The 19,475-nt window shown below is 65.1% G+C and carries 13 protein-coding genes; 8 read left to right on the forward strand and 5 right to left on the reverse strand.

The window, feature by feature from the left end; genetic code table 11:
* Positions 1-130: 130 nt before the first annotated feature.
* Complete coding sequence (locus NHH73_07975) at positions 131-2,668, forward strand: FtsX-like permease family protein (protein ID USX28207.1); 2,538 nt, start codon at positions 131-133, stop codon at positions 2,666-2,668.
* A gap of 33 nt (positions 2,669-2,701) precedes the next feature.
* Here NHH73_07975 and NHH73_07980 read toward each other — a convergent pair whose 3' ends face one another.
* Both NHH73_07980 and NHH73_07985 read right to left on the reverse strand, forming a co-directional pair.
* The gene (locus NHH73_07980) at positions 2,702-3,712 is read right to left on the reverse strand and encodes a hypothetical protein (protein USX28208.1); all 1,011 of its coding nucleotides are present in this window, start codon (positions 3,710-3,712) and stop codon (positions 2,702-2,704) included.
* A gap of 5 nt (positions 3,713-3,717) precedes the next feature.
* Positions 3,718-5,019 carry a HAMP domain-containing histidine kinase gene (locus NHH73_07985; GenBank protein ID USX28209.1) on the reverse strand — a complete coding sequence of 434 codons (1,302 nt, stop codon included), beginning with the start codon at positions 5,017-5,019 and terminating at the stop codon, positions 3,718-3,720.
* 229 nt (positions 5,020-5,248) lie between these two features.
* Here NHH73_07985 and cqsA point away from each other — a divergent pair, with 229 nt between their 5' ends.
* The 4 genes from cqsA to NHH73_08005 are packed head-to-tail and all read left to right on the forward strand — an operon-like array spanning position 5,249 to position 10,211.
* Positions 5,249-6,442, forward strand: coding sequence for a quorum-sensing autoinducer CAI-1 synthase (gene cqsA / locus NHH73_07990; protein USX29583.1), 1,194 nt, complete (start codon positions 5,249-5,251; stop codon positions 6,440-6,442).
* Positions 6,443-6,496: 54 nt separating this feature from the next.
* Entirely contained in the window at positions 6,497-6,895 is a 399-nt protein-coding gene (locus NHH73_07995) for a group II truncated hemoglobin (protein ID USX28210.1), read from the forward strand.
* Positions 6,896-6,899: 4 nt separating this feature from the next.
* A complete protein-coding gene (gene rmuC, locus NHH73_08000) occupies positions 6,900-8,216 on the forward strand; it encodes a DNA recombination protein RmuC (GenBank protein USX28211.1) in 1,317 nt (438 codons plus the stop codon).
* A gap of 27 nt (positions 8,217-8,243) precedes the next feature.
* On the forward strand, positions 8,244-10,211 hold the full coding sequence (locus NHH73_08005; GenBank protein ID USX28212.1) for an acyl CoA:acetate/3-ketoacid CoA transferase: 1,968 nt from the start codon (positions 8,244-8,246) through the stop codon (positions 10,209-10,211).
* A 7-nt stretch (positions 10,212-10,218) separates the two neighbouring features.
* Here the strand turns inward: NHH73_08005 and mobA are convergent, their stop codons facing one another.
* The 3 genes from mobA to NHH73_08020 all read right to left on the reverse strand — a co-directional run bounded on the left by mobA (position 10,219) and on the right by NHH73_08020 (position 16,677).
* Entirely contained in the window at positions 10,219-12,141 is a 1,923-nt protein-coding gene (mobA, locus tag NHH73_08010; protein USX28213.1) for a molybdenum cofactor guanylyltransferase MobA, read from the reverse strand.
* Positions 12,141-13,262, reverse strand: a complete 1,122-nt coding sequence (gene moaA, locus NHH73_08015) for a GTP 3',8-cyclase MoaA (GenBank protein USX28214.1) — start codon at positions 13,260-13,262, stop codon at positions 12,141-12,143. Before moaA ends, mobA begins: the two co-directional genes overlap by 1 nt.
* A gap of 268 nt (positions 13,263-13,530) precedes the next feature.
* Complete coding sequence (locus NHH73_08020) at positions 13,531-16,677, reverse strand: Rne/Rng family ribonuclease (GenBank protein USX28215.1); 3,147 nt, start codon at positions 16,675-16,677, stop codon at positions 13,531-13,533.
* Between the two features lie 714 nt (positions 16,678-17,391).
* Between NHH73_08020 and NHH73_08025 the strand changes: the two genes are divergently transcribed.
* The 3 genes from NHH73_08025 to NHH73_08035 are packed head-to-tail and all read left to right on the forward strand — an operon-like array spanning position 17,392 to position 19,475.
* Positions 17,392-18,375 (forward strand): RluA family pseudouridine synthase, encoded by a 984-nt coding sequence (locus tag NHH73_08025; protein USX28216.1) that lies wholly within the window; start codon positions 17,392-17,394, stop codon positions 18,373-18,375.
* A gap of 45 nt (positions 18,376-18,420) precedes the next feature.
* Positions 18,421-19,080, forward strand: a complete 660-nt coding sequence (locus NHH73_08030; GenBank protein ID USX28217.1) for an HAD-IIIA family hydrolase — start codon at positions 18,421-18,423, stop codon at positions 19,078-19,080.
* Positions 19,080-19,475: a Rieske 2Fe-2S domain-containing protein gene (locus NHH73_08035; GenBank protein USX28218.1), complete on the forward strand. Its 396-nt coding sequence runs from the start codon at positions 19,080-19,082 to the stop codon at positions 19,473-19,475. The genes NHH73_08030 and NHH73_08035 overlap by 1 nt, the downstream gene beginning before the upstream one ends.

Genomic DNA, 19,475 nt, shown 5'->3' on the forward strand with positions numbered 1-19,475 from the left:
CGTAGGGCGGATTAGCGCGCAGCGCGTAATCCGCCATGAGCCGCCGACGGCGCTTGGCGGATGACGCTGCGCTAATCCGCCCTGCGTGACCCTGCGTATTCTTGCCGGCCCGGTTAAAAATGGAGATGTAATGTTCAAGCTTGCTCTGAAAATGACGGCGCGCGACTGGCGCGCCGGCCAGTTGCGCTTCCTGCTGATCGCGCTGACGGTGGCGGTGGCGGCGTTGTCGGCCACCGGTTTCTTCGTCGACCGCCTGCGTAGCGGCCTCGACCGTGATGCGCACCAGTTGCTCGGCGCCGACGTCGTCATCAGCGCCGACAACCCGGTGTTTCCGGCGTGGCGCGCCGAGGCGCTGCGGCGCGGCTTGGTCGTGACCGACACCGTGGTCTTCCCCAGCATGGCGCAGGCGGGCGAGGGCGAACAGTCGACCTCGATGCTGGCCTCGCTCAAGGCGGTCGGCCCCGGCTATCCACTGCGCGGCAAGCTGAAACTGACCACCGATCCGGCCCAGGCCGATCAAAGCTACGGTACCCCGGCCGCCGGCATTCCGGCACCGGGCACCGTGTGGATCGACGCCGGCCTGCTGGGCAGCCTGAACACCAAGGTTGGCGACAACCTTAAACTGGGCGACAAGACCTTCAGGATCGCCCAGTTGATCGCCTCCGAGCCGGATCGCGGCGCCAACTTCCTGGCCTTCGCGCCGCGCGTGATGCTGGCGTTGCAGGACCTGCAGGCGACCGACCTGATCCAGCCCGGCTCGCGCGTGACCTACCGCTTGTTGCTGGCGGCGCCGTCCACGCTGGCCAACGGCCCGGCCGTCGCCGCGTCCTTCCAGAAATGGCTCGACGACAAGATCAAGGCCGACAACATCAAGGGCGTGCGGGTCGAATCGCTGGAAAACGGCCGTCCGGAAATGCGCAACACCCTGGACCGCGCCGACCGCTTCCTGTCGCTGGTGGGCCTGCTGTCGGCGATGCTGGCCGCCGTGGCGGTGGCGATGGCCGCGCGCCGCTTCATGCAGCGCCATCTGGACGCCTGCGCCATGCTGCGCTGCCTGGGCCTGACGCAGAACCAGGTGACGTCGATGTATTTGTATGAATTCCTGATGGTCGGCCTGGTCGGCAGCGCCATCGGCGTGGCGGTCGGCTTCGGCGCGCACTATGTGCTGCTGGAAGTGCTGGGCAAGCTGGTGTCGGCCGATTTGCCGGGGCCGACGATCTATCCGGCGCTGCAAGGCCTGGCCATCGGCATGATTCTGCTGGCCGCGTTCGCGCTGCCGCCGATCCTGCAATTGCGCAAGGTGCCGCACAACCGCGTGATCCGCCGCGAGCAGGACGCGCCGCAGGTGGCGGCGCTGGCCACCTACGGCCTGGGCATGGGCGGCTTCGGCTTGCTGCTGCTGTGGCAGGCGGGCGACGCGCAATTGGCGGCGTACACGGCGGCCGGCTTCCTGGGCGCCTTCGTCGTGTTCGGCCTGGTGGCCTGGCTGGGGTTGAAGGCGCTCAAGCCGCTGCGCGGCGCGATCGACCATCAGAGCTGGCGCTTCGCCATCACCTCGCTGCAACGCCGTCCCGGCGCAACCATCGTGCAGGTGGTGTCCTTGGCGCTGGGCATGATGGCGTTGCTGGTGCTGACCGTGGTGCGCGAGGATTTGATGTCGGCCTGGCGCAACGCCACGCCGCCGGACGCGCCGAACCGTTTCATTATCAATATCCAGCCGGAACAGCGCGAGCAGGTCGCCAAGCGCCTGGAGGCGGCCGGCGTCAGCTACGCGCCGCAGTATCCGATGATACGCGGCCGCCTGACGGCGGTGAACGGCCAGCCGATCACGGCCGAGACCTATACCGAAGACCGCGCGCGCGGCTTGGCCGACCGCGAGTTCAATCTGTCGACGATGGCGCAGATGCAGGCGGAAAACAAGATCAGTGCCGGCAAGTGGTTTAGCGATACGCCGGGCTCGGCCGAGGCGTCGGTGGAGGAGGGCATCGCCAAGACCCTGCGCTGGAAGCTGGGCGACAAGTTGCGCTTCGACATAGCCGGGGCGCCGGTGGACGTCACCATCACCAGCCTGCGCAAGCTGGAGTGGGGCTCGATGCGGGTCAATTTCTTCGTGATTATCAATCCGGCGGCGATGCGGGAAGTGTCGCAGAGCTGGATCACGGCGTTCCACCTGCCGCCGCCGCAAGGCGGAGTGATGAACGCGTTGACGCGCGATTTCCCGAATTTGACGATTGTCGATGTCGGCGGCTTGTTGCGCCAGGTGCAGTCGGTGCTGGACCAGGTGGTGACGGCGATCGAATTCCTGTTCATCTTCACCCTGGCCTCGGGCTTGCTGGTGCTGTACGCGGCGCTGATGGGATCGCAGGATGAGCGCACCCGGGAGTCCGGCTTGTTGCGGGCGCTGGGGGCGACGCGCAAGCAGTTGTCGCAGGCGCAGTTGATCGAGTTCTCGCTGGTGGGCGCGCTGTCGGGTGTTCTGGCGGCGACGGGCGCGGCTGCGATGGGGTGGGCTTTGGCGACGTATCAGTTCAAGTTCGCCTGGGTGTTCAGTCCGTCGGTGTGGCTGGTCGGGCTGGTGGCCGGCGCGGTGTGCGCCATCGCCGGCGGCTGGCTGGGCTTGCGCACTGTGTTGCGCCAGCCGCCGTTGCAGACCTTGCGCGAGGCGTAATCCGCCATCGATGCGCCGTCGGCGGCCAATGAATCAGGCGGCCACGCTTTCCTGCGCCGCGTGCTCCTTCAAAAATTGCGCATACGCATATGGCAGCTTGTCGAAATAATGCGCCGGCAGGTCGAACAGCGCCCAATAATATGTCTCGCGCCCCTGGCACAGCTGCGGCGCCGCGCAGTAGCGGTGCCAGCTGTCGCCAACTTCGCGCGAGTACATCCCATCCCCCTCCGCATCCGAAAAGAACGGCAACACCCGCCGTGCCAATAATGCGTCGAGCAACGACGGCGGCGCGTCGCTGTCGCGGGCGATCTCGTACTGCGCGTACATGCCTTGCTCGGTCTCGATCATCATCAGCTTGGCCTTGCCGTGCTTGTCGAGGAACAGGATACCGGTCGGATTCGGAAAAATGTAGTGCTCGACAAAGCCCATCGACGCCATCAGATGCTGCACCAGGCCCGCCAGCACCGGGTCGCCGAGGAAATGGTAGTTATGCAGCAGCACCAGCTCGCGCAGGGTTTCCGACTTGTCGTCGAAATAGCTGCGCTGCAGCGCGGCGATCTCCACTTCCAGGATGTCGAGCGCGTGGTCGTCGCTCTTTTTGATGTAGCGGTCGATCAGGCCGCGGTTGAAGGCGCTGACGGCGATCTTTTCATCGGCCGTACCGGTAAACAAAATCTTCTTGCACGGCAGGTGGCTGACCGCCTCGCAAAACTCCAGCCCGTTCATTTGCGGCATCGAATAGTCGATCACCAGCACCGACGGCGTGGCGAAGCGCCGGCGCTGCTCGCCGATGCGGTAGATGCGCTCGAGGTCGAGCGCGACGTTGCACTGGTCGCCGGTGAGGTTTTGCATGTCGAAGTTCACCTGCAGCAGCACGCCGTCGTGCGCTTCGCTTTGGCGCAGCCATTGCAGCGCGACCGAGGTGTCGTGGAAGGTTTTGCTCGCCAGCATGGGATCGAGCTGGAACGACAGGCTTTTGAGGAAAGAGTCGCTGTCGTCGACGAGCACGGTCAGCGTGGGATGGGAATAGACGGGCAGATGCATTGAATTCACCTTGGAGTGGGCAGCTGCTGGGGGAACTCCAGCACGAAGATGGCGTACGCGCTCTCGCGCGACACGCAGCGTATGGTGGCGTTCCACGCTTCCATGATTTCCTGGCACAGCGCGAGGCCTATCCCCGCGCCGTTGTGCGGCGGGTAGGAGTAGAAGCGGCGGAAAATCAGCGCCATCTGCGGCGCCGGGATGCCGCAGCCGGTATCGATGAACAGCAGGCGCGGCGGCTCGTGGGCGCCGTCGACGACGATGCGCACGCGGCCCTTGCCGGCGCGCTGCACCGCCTTGAGGGCGTTGCGCAGCAGATTGAGCAGGATCACCACCGACAGCTCGGCCTGGCCGGAGAAGCGGAAGTTGTGGCGCACCTCCAGGCTGACCATTTTTTGCTGGCCCGTGCTGGAGAACGGATAGCGCTTGAGCACCGCCTCGACCACCGTTTCCATCGACACCGTTTCGACCGGCCGCAGGTTTTGCCGCACCGCCGTGGCGCTGAGCAGGAACAGGTCGATCATGTGGTTCATGTGCCGCACCTCGAACTGGATGCGCGCCAGCGCGTCGATCGTGCCGAGCCGGTCCTCGGCCACCCGGCCGTTGATGTCCGAGAACAACCTGAGCAGGCCGCGCACGTTGGCGTCCACGCTGGTCAGCGGCGTGCGCAGCTCGTGGGCGACGGTGGCCAGCCCCGCCCCCAGGCCGGCGAGTTTTTCCTGCGCCAGCACATTGCGGCTGATCTTGGCCGCCGACAGCACGGCAATGGTGAACCAATGCACCGGCAACTGCTGCAACACCGGCTTGCTGAGCAGGATGGCGGTTTCACCGAGCGCGACGACGGCGGCGCACGCCAGCGCCGTGCCGATCAAATAGGCCCGCAGCGCCAAGCCGGTATCGAAATGGAACAGCACGACCAGACCGATCAGCAACGACTCGCCCCAGACGCCCGAGGCCTGGTTCATCACGAACATGAACGTGAAGAAGAACGGAAAGATGTAGCTCAGCGCGACCAGCAGGTACAGGTCGAGCATGCGGCGGGTGAACTGGCGCGCGAACAGGCCCAGCGCGCACAACAGGATGCCGACCATGCGCAGCGGCAGGCTTTCATATTGTTGCGGGAAAAAATGCTGCCAGATCACGTAGTACAGCGGCATGCCCACCGTGCCGATGCAGGCGAGCAGCAGCACGCGCACGGTCGCGTGGTCCTCACGGCCATGATAAAGCAGCAGCGACTGGACCACTCCGTGTTGCCAACGTTTCCAGCGTGCTTGCAGGGGATGCTTCATGGCCAATGTGACGTGGTTCAAGCTTGCATCATCGCCTGAAATTGAACCGGGCTCGGCCATATCAAATCACAAGTTGATTTGTATCAATCTCTCTCTCTTTATTTCTTGCAAGGTGCGACATGAGATTCACAAATAGCAACCTTTCAATTTTTGAGGAGATAATAAAATGTCCAAAGCGATTGCTGATACCTGCATCCGTGGCAACGCCACCGCGCTGTCCCATGGCCTGTCCATCTCCGCCGAGCAGGCGATGCCGGATTACGTCAATGCCCGCATGGACGAGCATTACGTCATCCGCATCGCGCAGTTGCTGGGCGGCGAGCATCCGCACGCGTGGCAGCCGACGCCGCGCGGCGCCGTGTTCTTGGCCGGCAACGATTACTTGTGCCTGGGCGGCGAGCCGGCGCTGGTGGGGGCGCAGATCGCGGCGCTGCGCGACAGCGGGGGCGACATGCTGATGTCGGCCGTGTATTTGCAGGAGGGCAGCGCCCAGCATCGGCTCGAGCGCAAGTTCGCCGCGCTGATGGGGGCGCAGGACGGCATCCTGGCCCAATCGGGCTGGGCCGCCAATGTCGGCCTGGTGCAAACGCTGGCCGCGCCCGGCATCCCGGTGTACCTGGACATGCAGGCCCACGCGTCGCTGTGGGAGGGCGTGCAGTCGGCCGGGGCGACGCCGGTGTCGTTCCTGCACAATGACATGCAGCATCTGCGCAAGCAACTGGCGCGCCATGGACGCGGGCTGATCGCCGTCGACGCGCTCTACAGCACCAATGGCAGCCTGGCGCCGCTGCGGGCGCTGGTGGCCATCGCGGAGGAGTACGGCTGCCTGCTGATCGTCGACGAATCGCATTCGCTGGGCACGCACGGGCCGCGCGGCGCCGGGCTGGTGGCGGCGCAAGGACTAAGCGAGCGCGTCCATTTCCGCACGGCGTCGCTGGCGAAGGCCTTCGCCGGGCGGGCCGGCTTCATCACCTGTTCGAGCAAGTTCAAAGGGTACTTCCTGTCGGAGTCGCGACCGGCCATTTTCAGCTCCTGTCTGCTGGGCCATGAACTGGCGTGGTTCGACGCCGCCATCGACTTTGTCGCCGCCGCCGACGACCGCCGCGCCTCCCTGCACGCGAGCTCGCTGGAATTGCGCGAGGATTTGAGCGCGCTCGGCTACAACGTCAGTGAGGGCAGCGAGCAGATCATCGCGCTGGAACCGGGGCCGGAGCCGAAGACGCTGGCGCTGCGCAAGCTGCTCGAGACGCACGGCATCTACGGCGCCATGTTCTGCGCGCCGGCCACGGCCAAGAACCGCTCGCTGGTGCGGCTGACCCTCAATTCGGGGCTGGACCGTTCGCAGCTGGCGCGCATCGTCCAGGCGTGCGAGGACATCCGCCCGCAGGTCGATCTGGAGAGCTGGTCGTCGACGCGGCGCCTGAACCGGCTGGCGCTGGTGTAGGGCGGTGTGACGATTGTGTCGGTGCCTCGCGCGCACGGCGCGCTGTGCGCTATCATGACGGCTATGACCGAACCACAAACCCTTTATGAAGTGATCGGCGGCGAATCGCGCGTGCGCGAGATGGTCGACCGTTTTTATGACCTGATGGAACTCGAGCCCGAGTTCGCGCTGCTGCGCGCGGCCCATCCGCCGACCCTGGACAACGCGCGCGAGCGCCTGTTCATGTTTCTGAGCGGCTGGATGGGCGGGCCGGACCTGTACATCGAAGCGCACGGCCATCCGCGCCTGCGGATGCGGCATATGCCGTTCGCCATCGGCACCAGGGAGCGCGACCAGTGGCTGCGCGCGATGGCGTGGGCGATGGAGGACGTCGGCATCGACGAGGCGCTGCGGGTGCGGCTGATGGAGTCGTTCTACCAGACCGCCGACTGGATGCGCAACAAGCCGGATTGATACGATGACCCAGACCGAATTTTTTGTCCTGCTGGCGGCGCTGGCCATGGTTTTGGTGATGCAGGTGGTGGTGCTGTTGCGCGGGCGCGCCGGCGGCGCCGGGGCCGACGCCGGCCTGGCCGAACGCATCGAACGCGTCGAGCGCGAGGTGCGCATGCAGCTGCAAACGACGGCGCAAACCACGCACGCCGCCACCGTTCAGCAGTTCGAGGACATGCGCCGTCAATTGCAGGCGCAAGGACTGGTCGGACGCGAAGAGCAGAGCCGGGGCCTGAAGCAGTTCGCCGACAGCATGAACCAGGCGCTGGCCCGCCTGACCGAGTCGAACGCCGCGCGCATGCAGGAGGTGCGCGCGACGCTGGAGGCCAAGATCAGGGATCTGCAGGCGGACAACGGCGCGCGGCTCGAGGAGATGCGCAAGACCGTCGACGAGAAGCTGCACGCGACCCTGGAGACGCGCTTGACCGCCTCGTTCCAGCAGGTGTCCGAGCGGCTCGAACGCGTGCACCAGGGCCTGGGCGAGATGCAGCAGCTGGCGCTGGGCGTCGGCGATTTGAAGCGGGTGCTGACCAACGTCAAAACCCGTGGCACCTGGGGTGAGGTGCAGCTGGAGATGCTGCTTGAGCAGGTACTGACGCCGGAGCAGTATGGGAAGAACGTCGAGACCATCGCCGGCAGCGGCGCGCGCGTCGAATTCGCGCTCAAGCTGCCGGGCCAGGTGGAGGGTGGGGCGCCGGTGTGGATGCCGATCGACGCCAAGTTCCCCAAGGAGCAGTACGAGCGCTTGCTGGAAGCCGCCGACCGCGCCGACGCCGAGGGCGTGGCGCTGGCCGGGCGCGAGCTGGAACGGGCGGTGCGCGGCGAGGCCAGGACGATCTCGGAAAAATACGTGTCGCCGCCGCACACCACCGATTTCGCCATCCTGTTCCTGCCGACCGAGGGGCTGTACGCGGAAGTGATGCGCCGTCCCGGCCTGGCCGATGAATTGCAGCGGCTGCACCGCATCAGCATCGCCGGGCCGTCGACCTTGTCGGCGCTGCTCAACAGCCTGCAGATGGGTTTCCGCACGCTGGCGCTGGAGAAGCGCTCGTCGGAAGTGTGGCAGGTGCTCGGCGCCGTCAAGACGGAGTTCGCCAAGTTCGGCGACGTGCTGGCCGCGACCAAGCTGACCTTGGAGCGCGCCGCCAAGAACATCGAATCGGCGGAGACCCGCAGCCGCCAGATGGCGCGCAAGCTCAAGACGGTGGAGGCTCTGCCGAGCGAGGCGGCGCAGTTGCTGCTGGGGCCTGAACTGGATAAAACAGATCTTGAGACCGACTAAAAAGCGGGATTAAAAACGGAGCCGATCATGCCAGGGCGTAGCCTTGATTTTTCCACCGTCGGCATGCCGGCCGTCCAGCGCAACAAGATCGTCAGCGCGGCCGACGCGGTCAGCCTGATACGCGACGGCGACACCATCGCCACCGGCGGCTTTGTCGGTGTCGGTTTCGCCGAGAATATCGCGGTGGCGCTGGAGCGGCGCTTTCTGGCGCCGGCCTCCGACGGCGGCGGCCATCCGCGCGACCTGACCCTGGTCTACGCGGCCGGGCAGGGCGACGGCAAGGATCGCGGCCTCAATCACCTGGCGCACGAGGGGATGCTCAAACGGGTCGTCGGCGGCCACTGGAGCCTGGTGCCCAAGCTGCAGCAGCTGGCCATCGGCGGCAAGATCGAAGCGTACAACCTCCCGCAAGGCGTCATCAGCCAGCTGTTTCGCGACACCGCCGCCGGCAAGCCGGGATTGCTCACGCACGTCGGCCTCGGGACGTTTGTCGATCCGCGCCATGGCGGCGGCAAGATCAACGACCGCACCACCGAGGAGCTGGTGGAAGTGGCGACCATGGGCGGCAACGAATACCTGTTCTACAAGGCGCAGCCGGTGCACGTGGGGATCATCCGCGGCACGACGGCCGACGCCAACGGCAACGTCACCATGGAGCGCGAGGCGCTGACCCTGGAGGCGCTGGCCATCGCGATGGCGGCGCACAACTCGGGCGGCATCGTCATCGTGCAGGTCGAGCGGATCGCCGAGCGTGGCACGCTCAATCCGCGCCAGGTCAAGATCCCCGGCATCCTGGTCGACTGCGTGGTGGTGGCCGAAAAGCCCGAGTACCACATGCAGACCTTCGCCGAGCCCTACAACCCGGCTTTCGCCGGCGAGCTGCGCGTGGCCTTGTCGGCGATGGCGCCGATGCCGCTGTCTGAGCGCAAGATCATCGCGCGCCGCGCCCTGATGGAACTGCGGCCGAACAACGTCGTCAATCTCGGCATCGGCATGCCCGAGGGCGTGGCCAATGTCGCGGCGGAGGAGAAGCTGCTCGACCTGGTCACCCTGACGGCCGAACCGGGCGTGATCGGCGGCCTGCCCGCCGGCGGCTTGAACTTCGGCGCTGCCACCAACGCGGACGCCATCATCGACCAGCCCTACCAGTTCGATTTCTACGATGGCGGCGGACTCGATGTGGCCATCCTCGGCCTGGCGCAGGCCGACCGGCACGGCAACCTGAACGTGAGCAAATTCGGCAGCAAGCTGGCCGGCGCCGGAGGCTTCATCAACATCAGCCAGAACGCGCGCAAGGTGGTGTTTGTCGGCACCTTCACCGCCGACAAGGGGCGCACGCGCAAATTCGTCGAGGAAGTCGAGCATCGCACCTACAGCGGCGAGTATGCCGCGCGGCGCGGGCAGGAAGCCTTGTTCGTCACCGAGCGTTGCGTGTTCAAACTGGTGATCGACGGCGGCATGTCTGGACTGGAGTTGATCGAGATCGCGCCCGGCGTCGATCTGGAGCGAGACATTCTGGCGCAGATGGATTTCAAGCCTTCGATCGGCGCGGAGCTCAAGTTGATGGACGCGCGTATTTTCGGGCCGCTGCCGATGAATTGGCGGGTCGATTTCCTCGCGCGGCCGCTGGAGCAGCGGCTGGTGTACGACGCGCAGCAGCAGCTGTTCTTTGTGAACTTCGAAGGTTTCGAGGTGGGCGACGCGGCGACCATCGAGCGCATTTGCGAGTTGGTGTCGGAGCGCCTGGCGCCGTTGGGGCGCAAGGTGCCGGCGGTGATCAACTACGACAATTTCTCAATCGCGCCGGACTTGATGGACCAGTATGTGGAGGCGGTCAACCAGCTGGCGGAGCGCTATTACAGCAAGGTGACGCGCTATGCGCACAGCACCTTCATGCGCGCCAGTTTGGGGCGGGCGTTCCGCCGCATCGAGAAGGACGCTGCGTTGTTCGCCAATTCGGCCGAGGCGTTGTTGCGGTTAAGGCAGGACGAGTAGTCCGTCGCTAAATCAAGCCATCGAACAGGATGACATCGACCGTGTCACCGACTGCGACATTGGCCTGCTCGTGCCGCAACACGACGATGCAATTCGCCTCCGTCATCGAACTGAGGATGCCCGAACCTTGCGCTCCCGTGAGCCGCACCTGCGCGCCGCCATCGGCGCCGGTGGTGACGATACCGCGCTGGTATTCGGTGCGGCCGGGACGCTTGCGGATCGCCTCCGTGGCCCGCGCCCGCATCGTTTGCGGCATCGCCCGCGCCTCGTCCACGCCCATCATGCGCAGCAACGCCGGCCGCGCGAACATATAAAACGACACCATCACCGCCACCGGATTGCCCGGCAATCCGAACAGCCAGGCGGCACCATCGCCGGTCCGCACCTCGCCGAAGGCCAGCGGGCGGCCAGGCCGCATCGCCAGCTTCCAGAAGGCGACGTCGCCGAGCAGCGCCATGATGTCGCGCGTGTAGTCGGCCGCGCCCTCGGACACGCCGCCCGAGGTGATGATGGCGTCCGCATCCCGGCACGCCGACCGCAGCGCCGTTTGCAGCGCCGCCGGATCGTCGCGCACGATGCCAAGGTCGACCACCTCGCAGCCCAGGCGCGCGAGCATGCCGAACAAGGTGTAGCGGTTGCTGTCGTAGACGCAGCCGGTATCGAGCGCGTCGCCCAGCGAGCGCAGTTCGTCGCCGGTGGAGAAGAACGCCACGCGCAGGCGGCGCCGCACCGTCACTTCGGCGATGCCGAGCGACGCCACCAGACCCAGGTCTGCCGGACGCAGGATTTTTTCCTGCGCCAGCGCGACGCCGCCGGCGTTCAAATCCTCGCCGGCGAAGCGGCGATTGGCGCCGGCGCGGATCGTGCCGTGCGCGATGGTGACGCTCGATTCGCCGATCGCCGCCGCCAGTTCCTGCGGCAGCACGCTGTCGCAACCGGGCGGCATCGCCGCGCCGGTCATGATGCGGACGCATTCGCCGGGCGCCGCCGTTTGGTCGAACGGGCGGCCGGCGTAGGCCGCGCCGATGACCTTCAAGGTGACAGGGCCGGCGCCGGCGTCGAGCGGCAGGTCGGCGCCGCGCAGCGCGTAGCCGTCCATCGCCGAATTGTCGTAGGCGGGCACGTTGATCGGCGAGATGATGTCTTCGGCGAGCACGCGGTCCAGCGCGGAGCACAAGGCGACTTTTTCGCTCGCGGCGACCGCCGTTATGCGCTGCGCGATCCGGCGCCGCGCCTCGTCGACGGGCAGGGCGTCGGGGTCGCCCGCCACGCCCGCCGGGGATGCGGCGGGGGCGGTGGGCGCTGGTTCGGGCTCATGCCGCTTCAACTCTTCCAGTGTATTGATGTTACGGAAGGCGGAGGCGTCGTCGAACATCACCTCGGCCACGCGCAGCGACTTGTGCCAGCCTTCCACGCGGCGCGCGCCGGTGTCGAGGTAGGCCTCCAGCTGCGGCAGCAGGCTGGCCTTGAGCAGGCTGAATACGGGATGCGGCTGGCGATACGGGGCGCCGCCATCCTGTTCGTCCGTTTCCATGGTTACCGCGACGGCCAGGTCGGCGTCCTCCGTTTCCAGCGCGGCGTACAGGCGCGCGGCCAGGTCGTCCGGCAGGAAGGGCGAGTCGCACGGCGCCGTCAAGAGCAGTTCGGTGGCGCAGTAATGCAGACCCGCCTGCAGGCCGGCCAGCGGGCCTTCGAAGCCGCTCATCCGATCGGGCATGACGACCGTATCGGCGCCGGCGGCGGCCTGGTATTGCGGCAGATTGCGGTTGGCGTTGATGGCGACGGTGTCGACCTGCGGCGCCAGGCGTTGCAGCACGTGGGCGATCATGGTCGTGCCACGGAACGGTTGCAAGCCCTTGTCCACGCGGCCCATGCGGGTGCCGCGTCCTCCCGCGAGTATCAGCCCGGTGATCTTGCTCTTCACAGACACTACCCTCCGATGTAAGACATTTCGACCTTGTTGGCGCTGCGCGGCAGGCCGTCGGTGTTGTTGGTGCGTAGTTCGGAATAGCGGTCGCCGCGGGCGCGCCACAGGTGCGCCAGCACGGTGCTGATTTCCTCGTCGCTGCGGCCCTCGCGCAGCAGCGCGCGCAGATCGTGGCCGCTGGTGGCGAACAGGCAGGTATAGAGCTTGCCCTCGGTCGACAGGCGCGCGCGCGAACAGTCCGCGCAGAACGCTTGCGTGACGCTGGAGATCAGGCCGATCTCGCCGACGCCGTGGCCGTCGTTGCCCACATAGCGCCAGCGCGCGGCCGTTTCGCCCGCATAGTTGGCGGCGACCGGTTCGAGCGCCATTTCGGCCTGGATGCGGCGCACCACTTCGGCCGACGGGATCACCTCGTCCATTTTCCAGCCGTTGGAGGCGCCGACGTCCATGTATTCGATGAAGCGCAGGATGAACGGCGTATTCCTGAAGTGGCGCGCCATCGGCAGGATCTGGTCGTCGTTCATACCGCCCTTGACCACCATGTTGATCTTGATCGGGCCCAGGCCCACCTGGTGCGCCATGTCTATGCCCTTGAGCACATCGTCGACCGAGAAGTCGACATCGTTCATGCGCTGGAAGGTGGCGTTGTCGAGCGCGTCGAGCGACACGGTCACGCGCTGCAGGCCGGCGTCCTTGAGCGACTGCGCCTTGCGCGCCAACAGCGAGGCGTTGGTGGTCAAGGTCAGGTCGAGTGGCTTGCCGTGGATGGTTTTGAGTTCGGCGAGCATGCCGATCAGGCGCTCGAGGTTCTTGCGCAGCAGCGGCTCGCCACCGGTCAGGCGGATTTTCTCGACGCCGTGGGCGATGAAGGTTTTGGCCAGCCGCGTGATCTCCTCGAACGACAGCAGGGACGTGTGCGGCAGGTACTGGTAATCGTTGTCGAACACCGCCTTCGGCATGCAATAGACGCAGCGGAAGTTACAACGGTCGGTCACGGAGATGCGCAAGTCGTGCAGCGGCCGGGCCAACTGATCGCTCAGCAGGCCGGTCGGCGCTTCCAGGATCGCGGGGATGGCGGGCGCGCTGCGGCGCTGCTCGGCCATCATGATGATTTTTTCTGCCATGACTCTACAATATTGCTGTTAAGGAAATTTGCTGACCGCCGAAGGAGCTACGATAGCACGACGGCGCCGCCCGGGTTGAGCGGTGATATCAAACAACTCCGGGGTCAGGTCCACCAATGCTACACGGGCTGGGCTGTATCGGCGGCTGGCTGGCGCTTATTCCGCCTCTACAGCCGGGTTCGTGTAGAAATGGTGGACCTGACCCCGGATGAAAAAAGGGAAGCGCGCGGCTTCCCTTTTTTGTTCGCTACCTGATCGGGCTAACGGATCAGCGGCGGGTGTCGACTTGAACCAGCGGTTCGTCGGCTTGCGGTGGCAGTGGCTTGCGTTCGCGTGGAACGCGTACCGGGGCCGCTACCTTGGCGGCGGCTTCCTGCGCCGCGCGCAGCTTGGCCGGATCGGTGGCTGCCAGCGTCAGGCCGGCAGAGCCGAGCACTGCTTGCAGGTCGATTGGCGCTGCTGGAGCGGCCGGGGCTGCCACAGGGGCGGGCGCTGGGGCTGGCGTTGGCGCCGGTGCTGCCACAGGTGCCGGTGCCGGAGCTGGCGCAGGAGCTGCAGGGACTGCTTCCGCAACCACGGGCGCTTCGACCGGCGCGGACACGGCGGCGTCGACCTTGGCTGCCGCTGGCGCTTCAACTGGCGCGACCTCGGCTGCCACTGGCGCGGCAGCTTCGGCAACTGCCGGGGCTGGCGTTGGCTCGGCGGCCGGGGCTGCGAAGGCGTCCTCGGTTTGAACCGGCGTTGCCGCTTCGGCAGGCGCTTGGGCTTGCATCACCACGGTGCCGTCGAGCGAGGCGGCGATCGGCTCGGCAACTGGTGCCGATTCGATCACTGGAGCCGGGGCAGGGGCAGGGGTTGGCGCTGGAGCAGCAACCGCCTCAACCACCGGCGCCGGCTCGGCCGCTTCGACTTGAGCAACCACATGCTCGGTGGTGAAGGATGCCTCCACCGGCGCCAGCGGGACGTCGATGGCGCTTTCCACGACAGTCATCTCGGCTTCCGGAGCGACGCTCAAGCCCGGCGCTTTGTGCTCGCCGTGCTCGCCGGCCGCTTCGGTTTCCTGGCCGTCGACACCTTCGACGCCTTCGCCACCTTCGCGGTCGCGGCGATTGCGGTTACGACCGCCACGGCGGCGGCGGCGGCGCGGCTCTTCGCCGTCGGCCGTCACGTCGTTCTCATCGCCCTCGGGACCGGCGTTCGGCGCTGTCTTCAGGATGCTGGTGGCGGCGTCGGCACCGGTCAGCGGACCGGTCGATGCCAGACCCGCATTCAATGCCAGCTCTTCCACTTTGGCTTCGACCGGGGCCTTGTCGGCGCGCGGTTCGCGTGGTGGACGCGGGGTGCGCTCGGCACGCTCAGGACGCTCGGCGCGCTCTGGACGCTCTGGACGTTCGGCGCGCTCGCGCGGCGCCTGGCCGTCGGCAGCGATGCCGGCGCCGGCGTTTTCACGCGGCTCGCGCGGTTCGCGCGGCGGACGTGGTGGGCGGGCTGGGCGGCCGGTGGCGTCGACCGGCTTGGCGTCGTCCGCTGCCGGACGGGCCGCGCCTGGTTCGCGCTCTTCGCGCTCGCCACGGGCGCCTTTGCCGTTACGGCTGCGGCCGCGCGGGCCACGGGCGTTGCGGTCGCCACGGTCCGGCGACGGCGCCTTGACAACGATGGTCGGCTGCTGCGGCTGGGCGACCGGGGCCGGTTTCGGGCTCAGGAAGCTGAACAGCTTGGCGAAGAAGCCTTGCTCGGCCGGCGCCGGCACGGGGGCGGGAGCCGGCGTGATGACGGTTTCGGCCGGCTTGCGCTCGACCAGCGGGGCCGGCTGGTCAGGGGTGATGGTCTTGACCATGGCTTCCTGGCGCGGCTTGGCTTCTTCCTTCTGGCGCTTGCTGTAGGCCATGTCTGTTTCGGCGGTCTCGGCCAGGGTATAGCTGGCCTGGCTGTCTTCCAGACGCGGATCGTCGTGCTTGATGCGCTCGAGCTTGTAGTGCGGCGTGTCCAGATGCTTGTTCGGGATCAGGATCACGGCGATGCGGTGGCGGTTTTCGATCTTCAGCACTTCGCCGCGTTTTTCGTTGAGCAGGAAGGCCGCGACGTCCACGGGCACCTGCACGTGGATGGTGGCCGAGTTTTCCTTCATCGCCTCTTCCTGGATGATGCGCAGGACTTGCAGGGCCGACGATTCGGTGTCGCGGATGTGGCCGGTGCCGGAGCAGCGCGGGCACGTCACGTGCGAGCCTTCCGACAGCGACGGACGCAGGCGCTGACGCGACAGTTCCATCAGGCCGAAGCGGGAAATCTTGCCCATCTGAACGCGGGCGCGGTCGTGGTGCAGCGCGTCCTTCAGGCGTTGTTCGACTTCGCGCTGGTTCTTGGCCACTTCCATGTCGATGAAGTCGATGACGATCAGGCCGCCCAGGTCGCGCAGGCGCAGCTGGCGGGCCACTTCTTCGGCCGCTTCGCAGTTGGTGTTGAAGGCGGTGGTTTCGATGTCCGAGCCGCGCGTGGCGCGGGCCGAGTTGACGTCGACCGAAACCAACGCTTCGGTGTGGTCGATGACGATGGCGCCGCCCGATGGCAGCGGCACGGTGCGCGAGTACGCCGTTTCAATCTGGTGTTCGATCTGGAAACGCGAGAACAGCGGCACGTCGTCGCTGTAGCGTTTTACACGGTGCACCATGTCGGGCATCACGTGGCTCATGAACTGGTGCGCTTGTTCGTAGATATCGTCGGTATCGATCAGGATCTCGCCGATATCTGGCTGGAAGTAGTCGCGGATGGCGCGGATCACCAGCGACGATTCCTGGTAGATCAGGAACGCGCCGGAGGCCGACTTGCCGGCGCCTTCGATCGCGCGCCACAGTTGCATCAGGTAGTTCAAGTCCCACTGCAGCTCGTCGACATTGCGGCCGATGCCGGCGGTGCGGGCGATGACCGACATGCCTGGCGGCAGGTCCAGCTTGTCCATGGTTTCGCGCAATTCCTGGCGCTCTTCACCTTCGACACGGCGGGAAACACCACCACCGCGCGGATTGTTCGGCATCAAGACCAGATAGCGGCCGGCCAGCGAGACGAAGGAGGTCAGGGCGGCGCCCTTGTTGCCGCGCTCTTCCTTTTCGACCTGGACCATGATTTCCTGGCCTTCGCGCAGCGCTTCCTTGACGGAGGCGGTACGGACGTCGACGCCTTCACGGAAATAAGTGCGGGCTACTTCTTTGAAAGGGAGGAAACCGTGGCGATCTTCGCCGTAACTGACGAAGCACGCTTCCAGCGATGGCTCGATGCGGGTGATCACGCCTTTGTAGATGTTGGACTTGCGCTGTTCGCGTCCGGCGGTTTCGATGTCGATATCGATCAGTTTCTGACCGTCGACAATCGCTACGCGCAGCTCTTCTTGCTGCGTAGCATTAAACAACATGCGTTTCATTTTTATTAACTCCGCGACCCGTAGGCCATCTCTATGCCGTTCGCCCTGAAGCGAAACGGCGAGGTACAGGGATATACGCGAGAATTAAGACGATTGCGGTGGGTATGCCCATCCTGTGCGGCGCAGCGACGCGGGCGGTGAGCCAGCGTTGCGGCCGCAACTGGGCGCTGAGAGGTCGATCGACATGCCGAGTGCCCGCATCACCTGCAACTCTTCCATGCGGCCCGTAGGGGAGGCAGAGAAATGCAGGCGGTGAGCAGCGTCGTTGAAAGCCAAATCCTGACCAGGCTTACGTACTACAAGTATTACAACTTCGATTTACAACTTCGCGAAGTTGCAATGTAACCAGGCTGGTTTTAGCCTTCCGTCGCTTGCAGCAAAGCATGGGGTCTGGCGAAAACGGCAAGCGTTATCAACTTCATCAACCGGCCAGCCTGACTCGAAGCCAGGCTGGCCGGACTTTATCCTTACAATCCAATCATTTTAATTCTGCATCCATGCCGGCATCCGATTACAACAACGGTGCAACCTTGATTCCCGCATGGGTGGTGCGTATACATATTTTCCTCTGAATTTGCAATTTGGCGAGGCCAGTGGAGACGCCCCTGTGTAAAATGTGCTTTTATTCTTACACTTGCCGCAGTTAGAACCGCAGCGAAACAATTATATATTCAAAATGAAGGACTTAGAGAGATTTCTGGGAAGACAGAGCAAATGAAGATGCAAAATGATGTTGTTCCCCCTTCAACACCGCTGCCGCTGCAAGCACAATTCGTCACCATCACTGAAGAAGAAGCCGGTCAACGCATCGATAACTACTTGTTGCGTATTTGCAAAGGCGTCCCGAAAAGCCACGTTTATCGCATCCTGCGCTCGGGCGAAGTGCGCGTCAACAAGGGTCGTATCGACCAGTTGTACCGTCTGGTGCAGGGCGACGTGGTGCGGATTCCGCCGGTGCGCATCGCGGAAAAAGCCGACACCACGCATGTGCCGGCGGCCGAATTCAAGGTGATTTTCGAAGACAGCCACTTATTAGTGATCGACAAGCCGGCCGGCGTGGCCGTCCATGGTGGCTCGGGCGTGTCGTTCGGCGTCATCGAACAGTTGCGCGCTTCGCGTCCGGACGCCAAGTTCCTTGAACTGGTGCACCGGCTTGACCGCGACACGTCCGGTCTGCTGTTGTTGGCGAAGAAACGTTCGGCGCTGACCAACCTGCACGAGCAGATGCGCGACGGCCATACCGACAAGCGCTACCTGACCATGGTCGCCGGCGATTGGAAAAACGCGCGCCAGCACGTCAAGCTGCCGCTGCACAAATACACCACGGCCGACGGCGAGCGCCGCGTGGCGGTGCAGGCCGACGGCTTGCCCTCGCACACCGTCTTCTCGCTGCTGAAGAAATTCAAGGATTTCGCCCTGCTGGAAGCCGAGCTGAAGACCGGACGCACGCACCAGATCCGCGTTCACCTGTCATCGTCCGGCTTCGCCATCCTTGGCGACGACAAATACGGCGATTTCGCCCTGAACCGGGTGCTGCTCAAGGCCGACGCCACGCGCGGCGCGCTCAAGCGCATGTTCCTTCACGCCCATCAAATTACGTTCACCCACCCTGATTCCGGAAAAATCATGACGTTGAACGCGCCATTGGCCGCCGAATGTGAACGATTCTTGGTAAGCTTGGGAAAACCTCTTAACTAATCGCAAATATTCTAAGGAGCCGGCCGCTGTCAGCGGCCGGAACACATGGCAAGAAAGCAATTTGATCTGATCGTCTTCGATTGGGATGGGACCTTGATGGATTCCACCTCAACGATCGTGAAGTGCATACAGGCGGCGGCGCGCGACCTGTCCCTGCCGATCCCGCGCGACGACGTGGCCGCCCACGTCATCGGCCTCGGCCTGCACGAAGCGATGCAGGCGGTGCTGCCGGAAATCGACCCCTCGTACTATCCGCGCATGGTGGAGCGTTACCGCTACCACTTCCTGTCGCGCGACCATGAGCTGGTGCTGTTCCCCGGCGTGCAGGATATGCTGGTGGAACTGTCGCAGAACGGCTATTTCCTGGCCGTGGCCACCGGTAAAAGCCGGGTCGGCTTGAACCGGGCGATGAACGACGTTAAGCTGTTGTCGATGTTCGACGCCACCCGTTGTGCCGACGAAACGTTCTCCAAGCCGCATCCGGCCATGTTGCAAGAACTGACGCGGGAGTTGGGCCAGGATATGCGCCGTACCGTGATGATCGGCGATACTACGCACGATTTGCTGATGGCAAACAATGCCGGGGCGTCCGGCATCGCGGTGCAGTACGGCGCCCATCCGGTCGATCAGCTGGCGGCATGCAATCCGCTGTATTCGGCGGCGACCGTGGCCGAACTGCATCAATGGTTGAGCGAGCACGCTTGATGAGTGAAGAAATACTGGTTTGCGCGTCGGACGACGTGCTGGAGGGCGGCAAGGGCGTGCGCTTCGGCGTCACCGCCGGCGGCGCCGACGGTACCGGCTTCGTGGTCCGCTACGGCGGCAAACCTTATGCCTACCTGAATCGCTGCGCCCACGTGCCGATCGAGCTCGATTGGGCGGAAGGCGAGTTTTTCGAGTCCAGCGGCCTGTATCTGATGTGTGCCACCCACGGCGCGATTTATGTGCCGGAGAGCGGCTTGTGCGCCGGCGGTCCCTGCCGGGGCGGACGCCTGCGGCCGATCGGCGTGGTCGAACACGACCAGCGGATCTTCTGGCAACCCGACGACTACGTGCGCCCGCTTGTCCCCAAAACGCCTGAAAACCTTCTACCAAAGTAA

This window comes from Oxalobacteraceae bacterium OTU3CINTB1 (assembly GCA_024123955.1).
Taxonomy (GTDB): domain Bacteria; phylum Pseudomonadota; class Gammaproteobacteria; order Burkholderiales; family Burkholderiaceae_D; genus Rugamonas.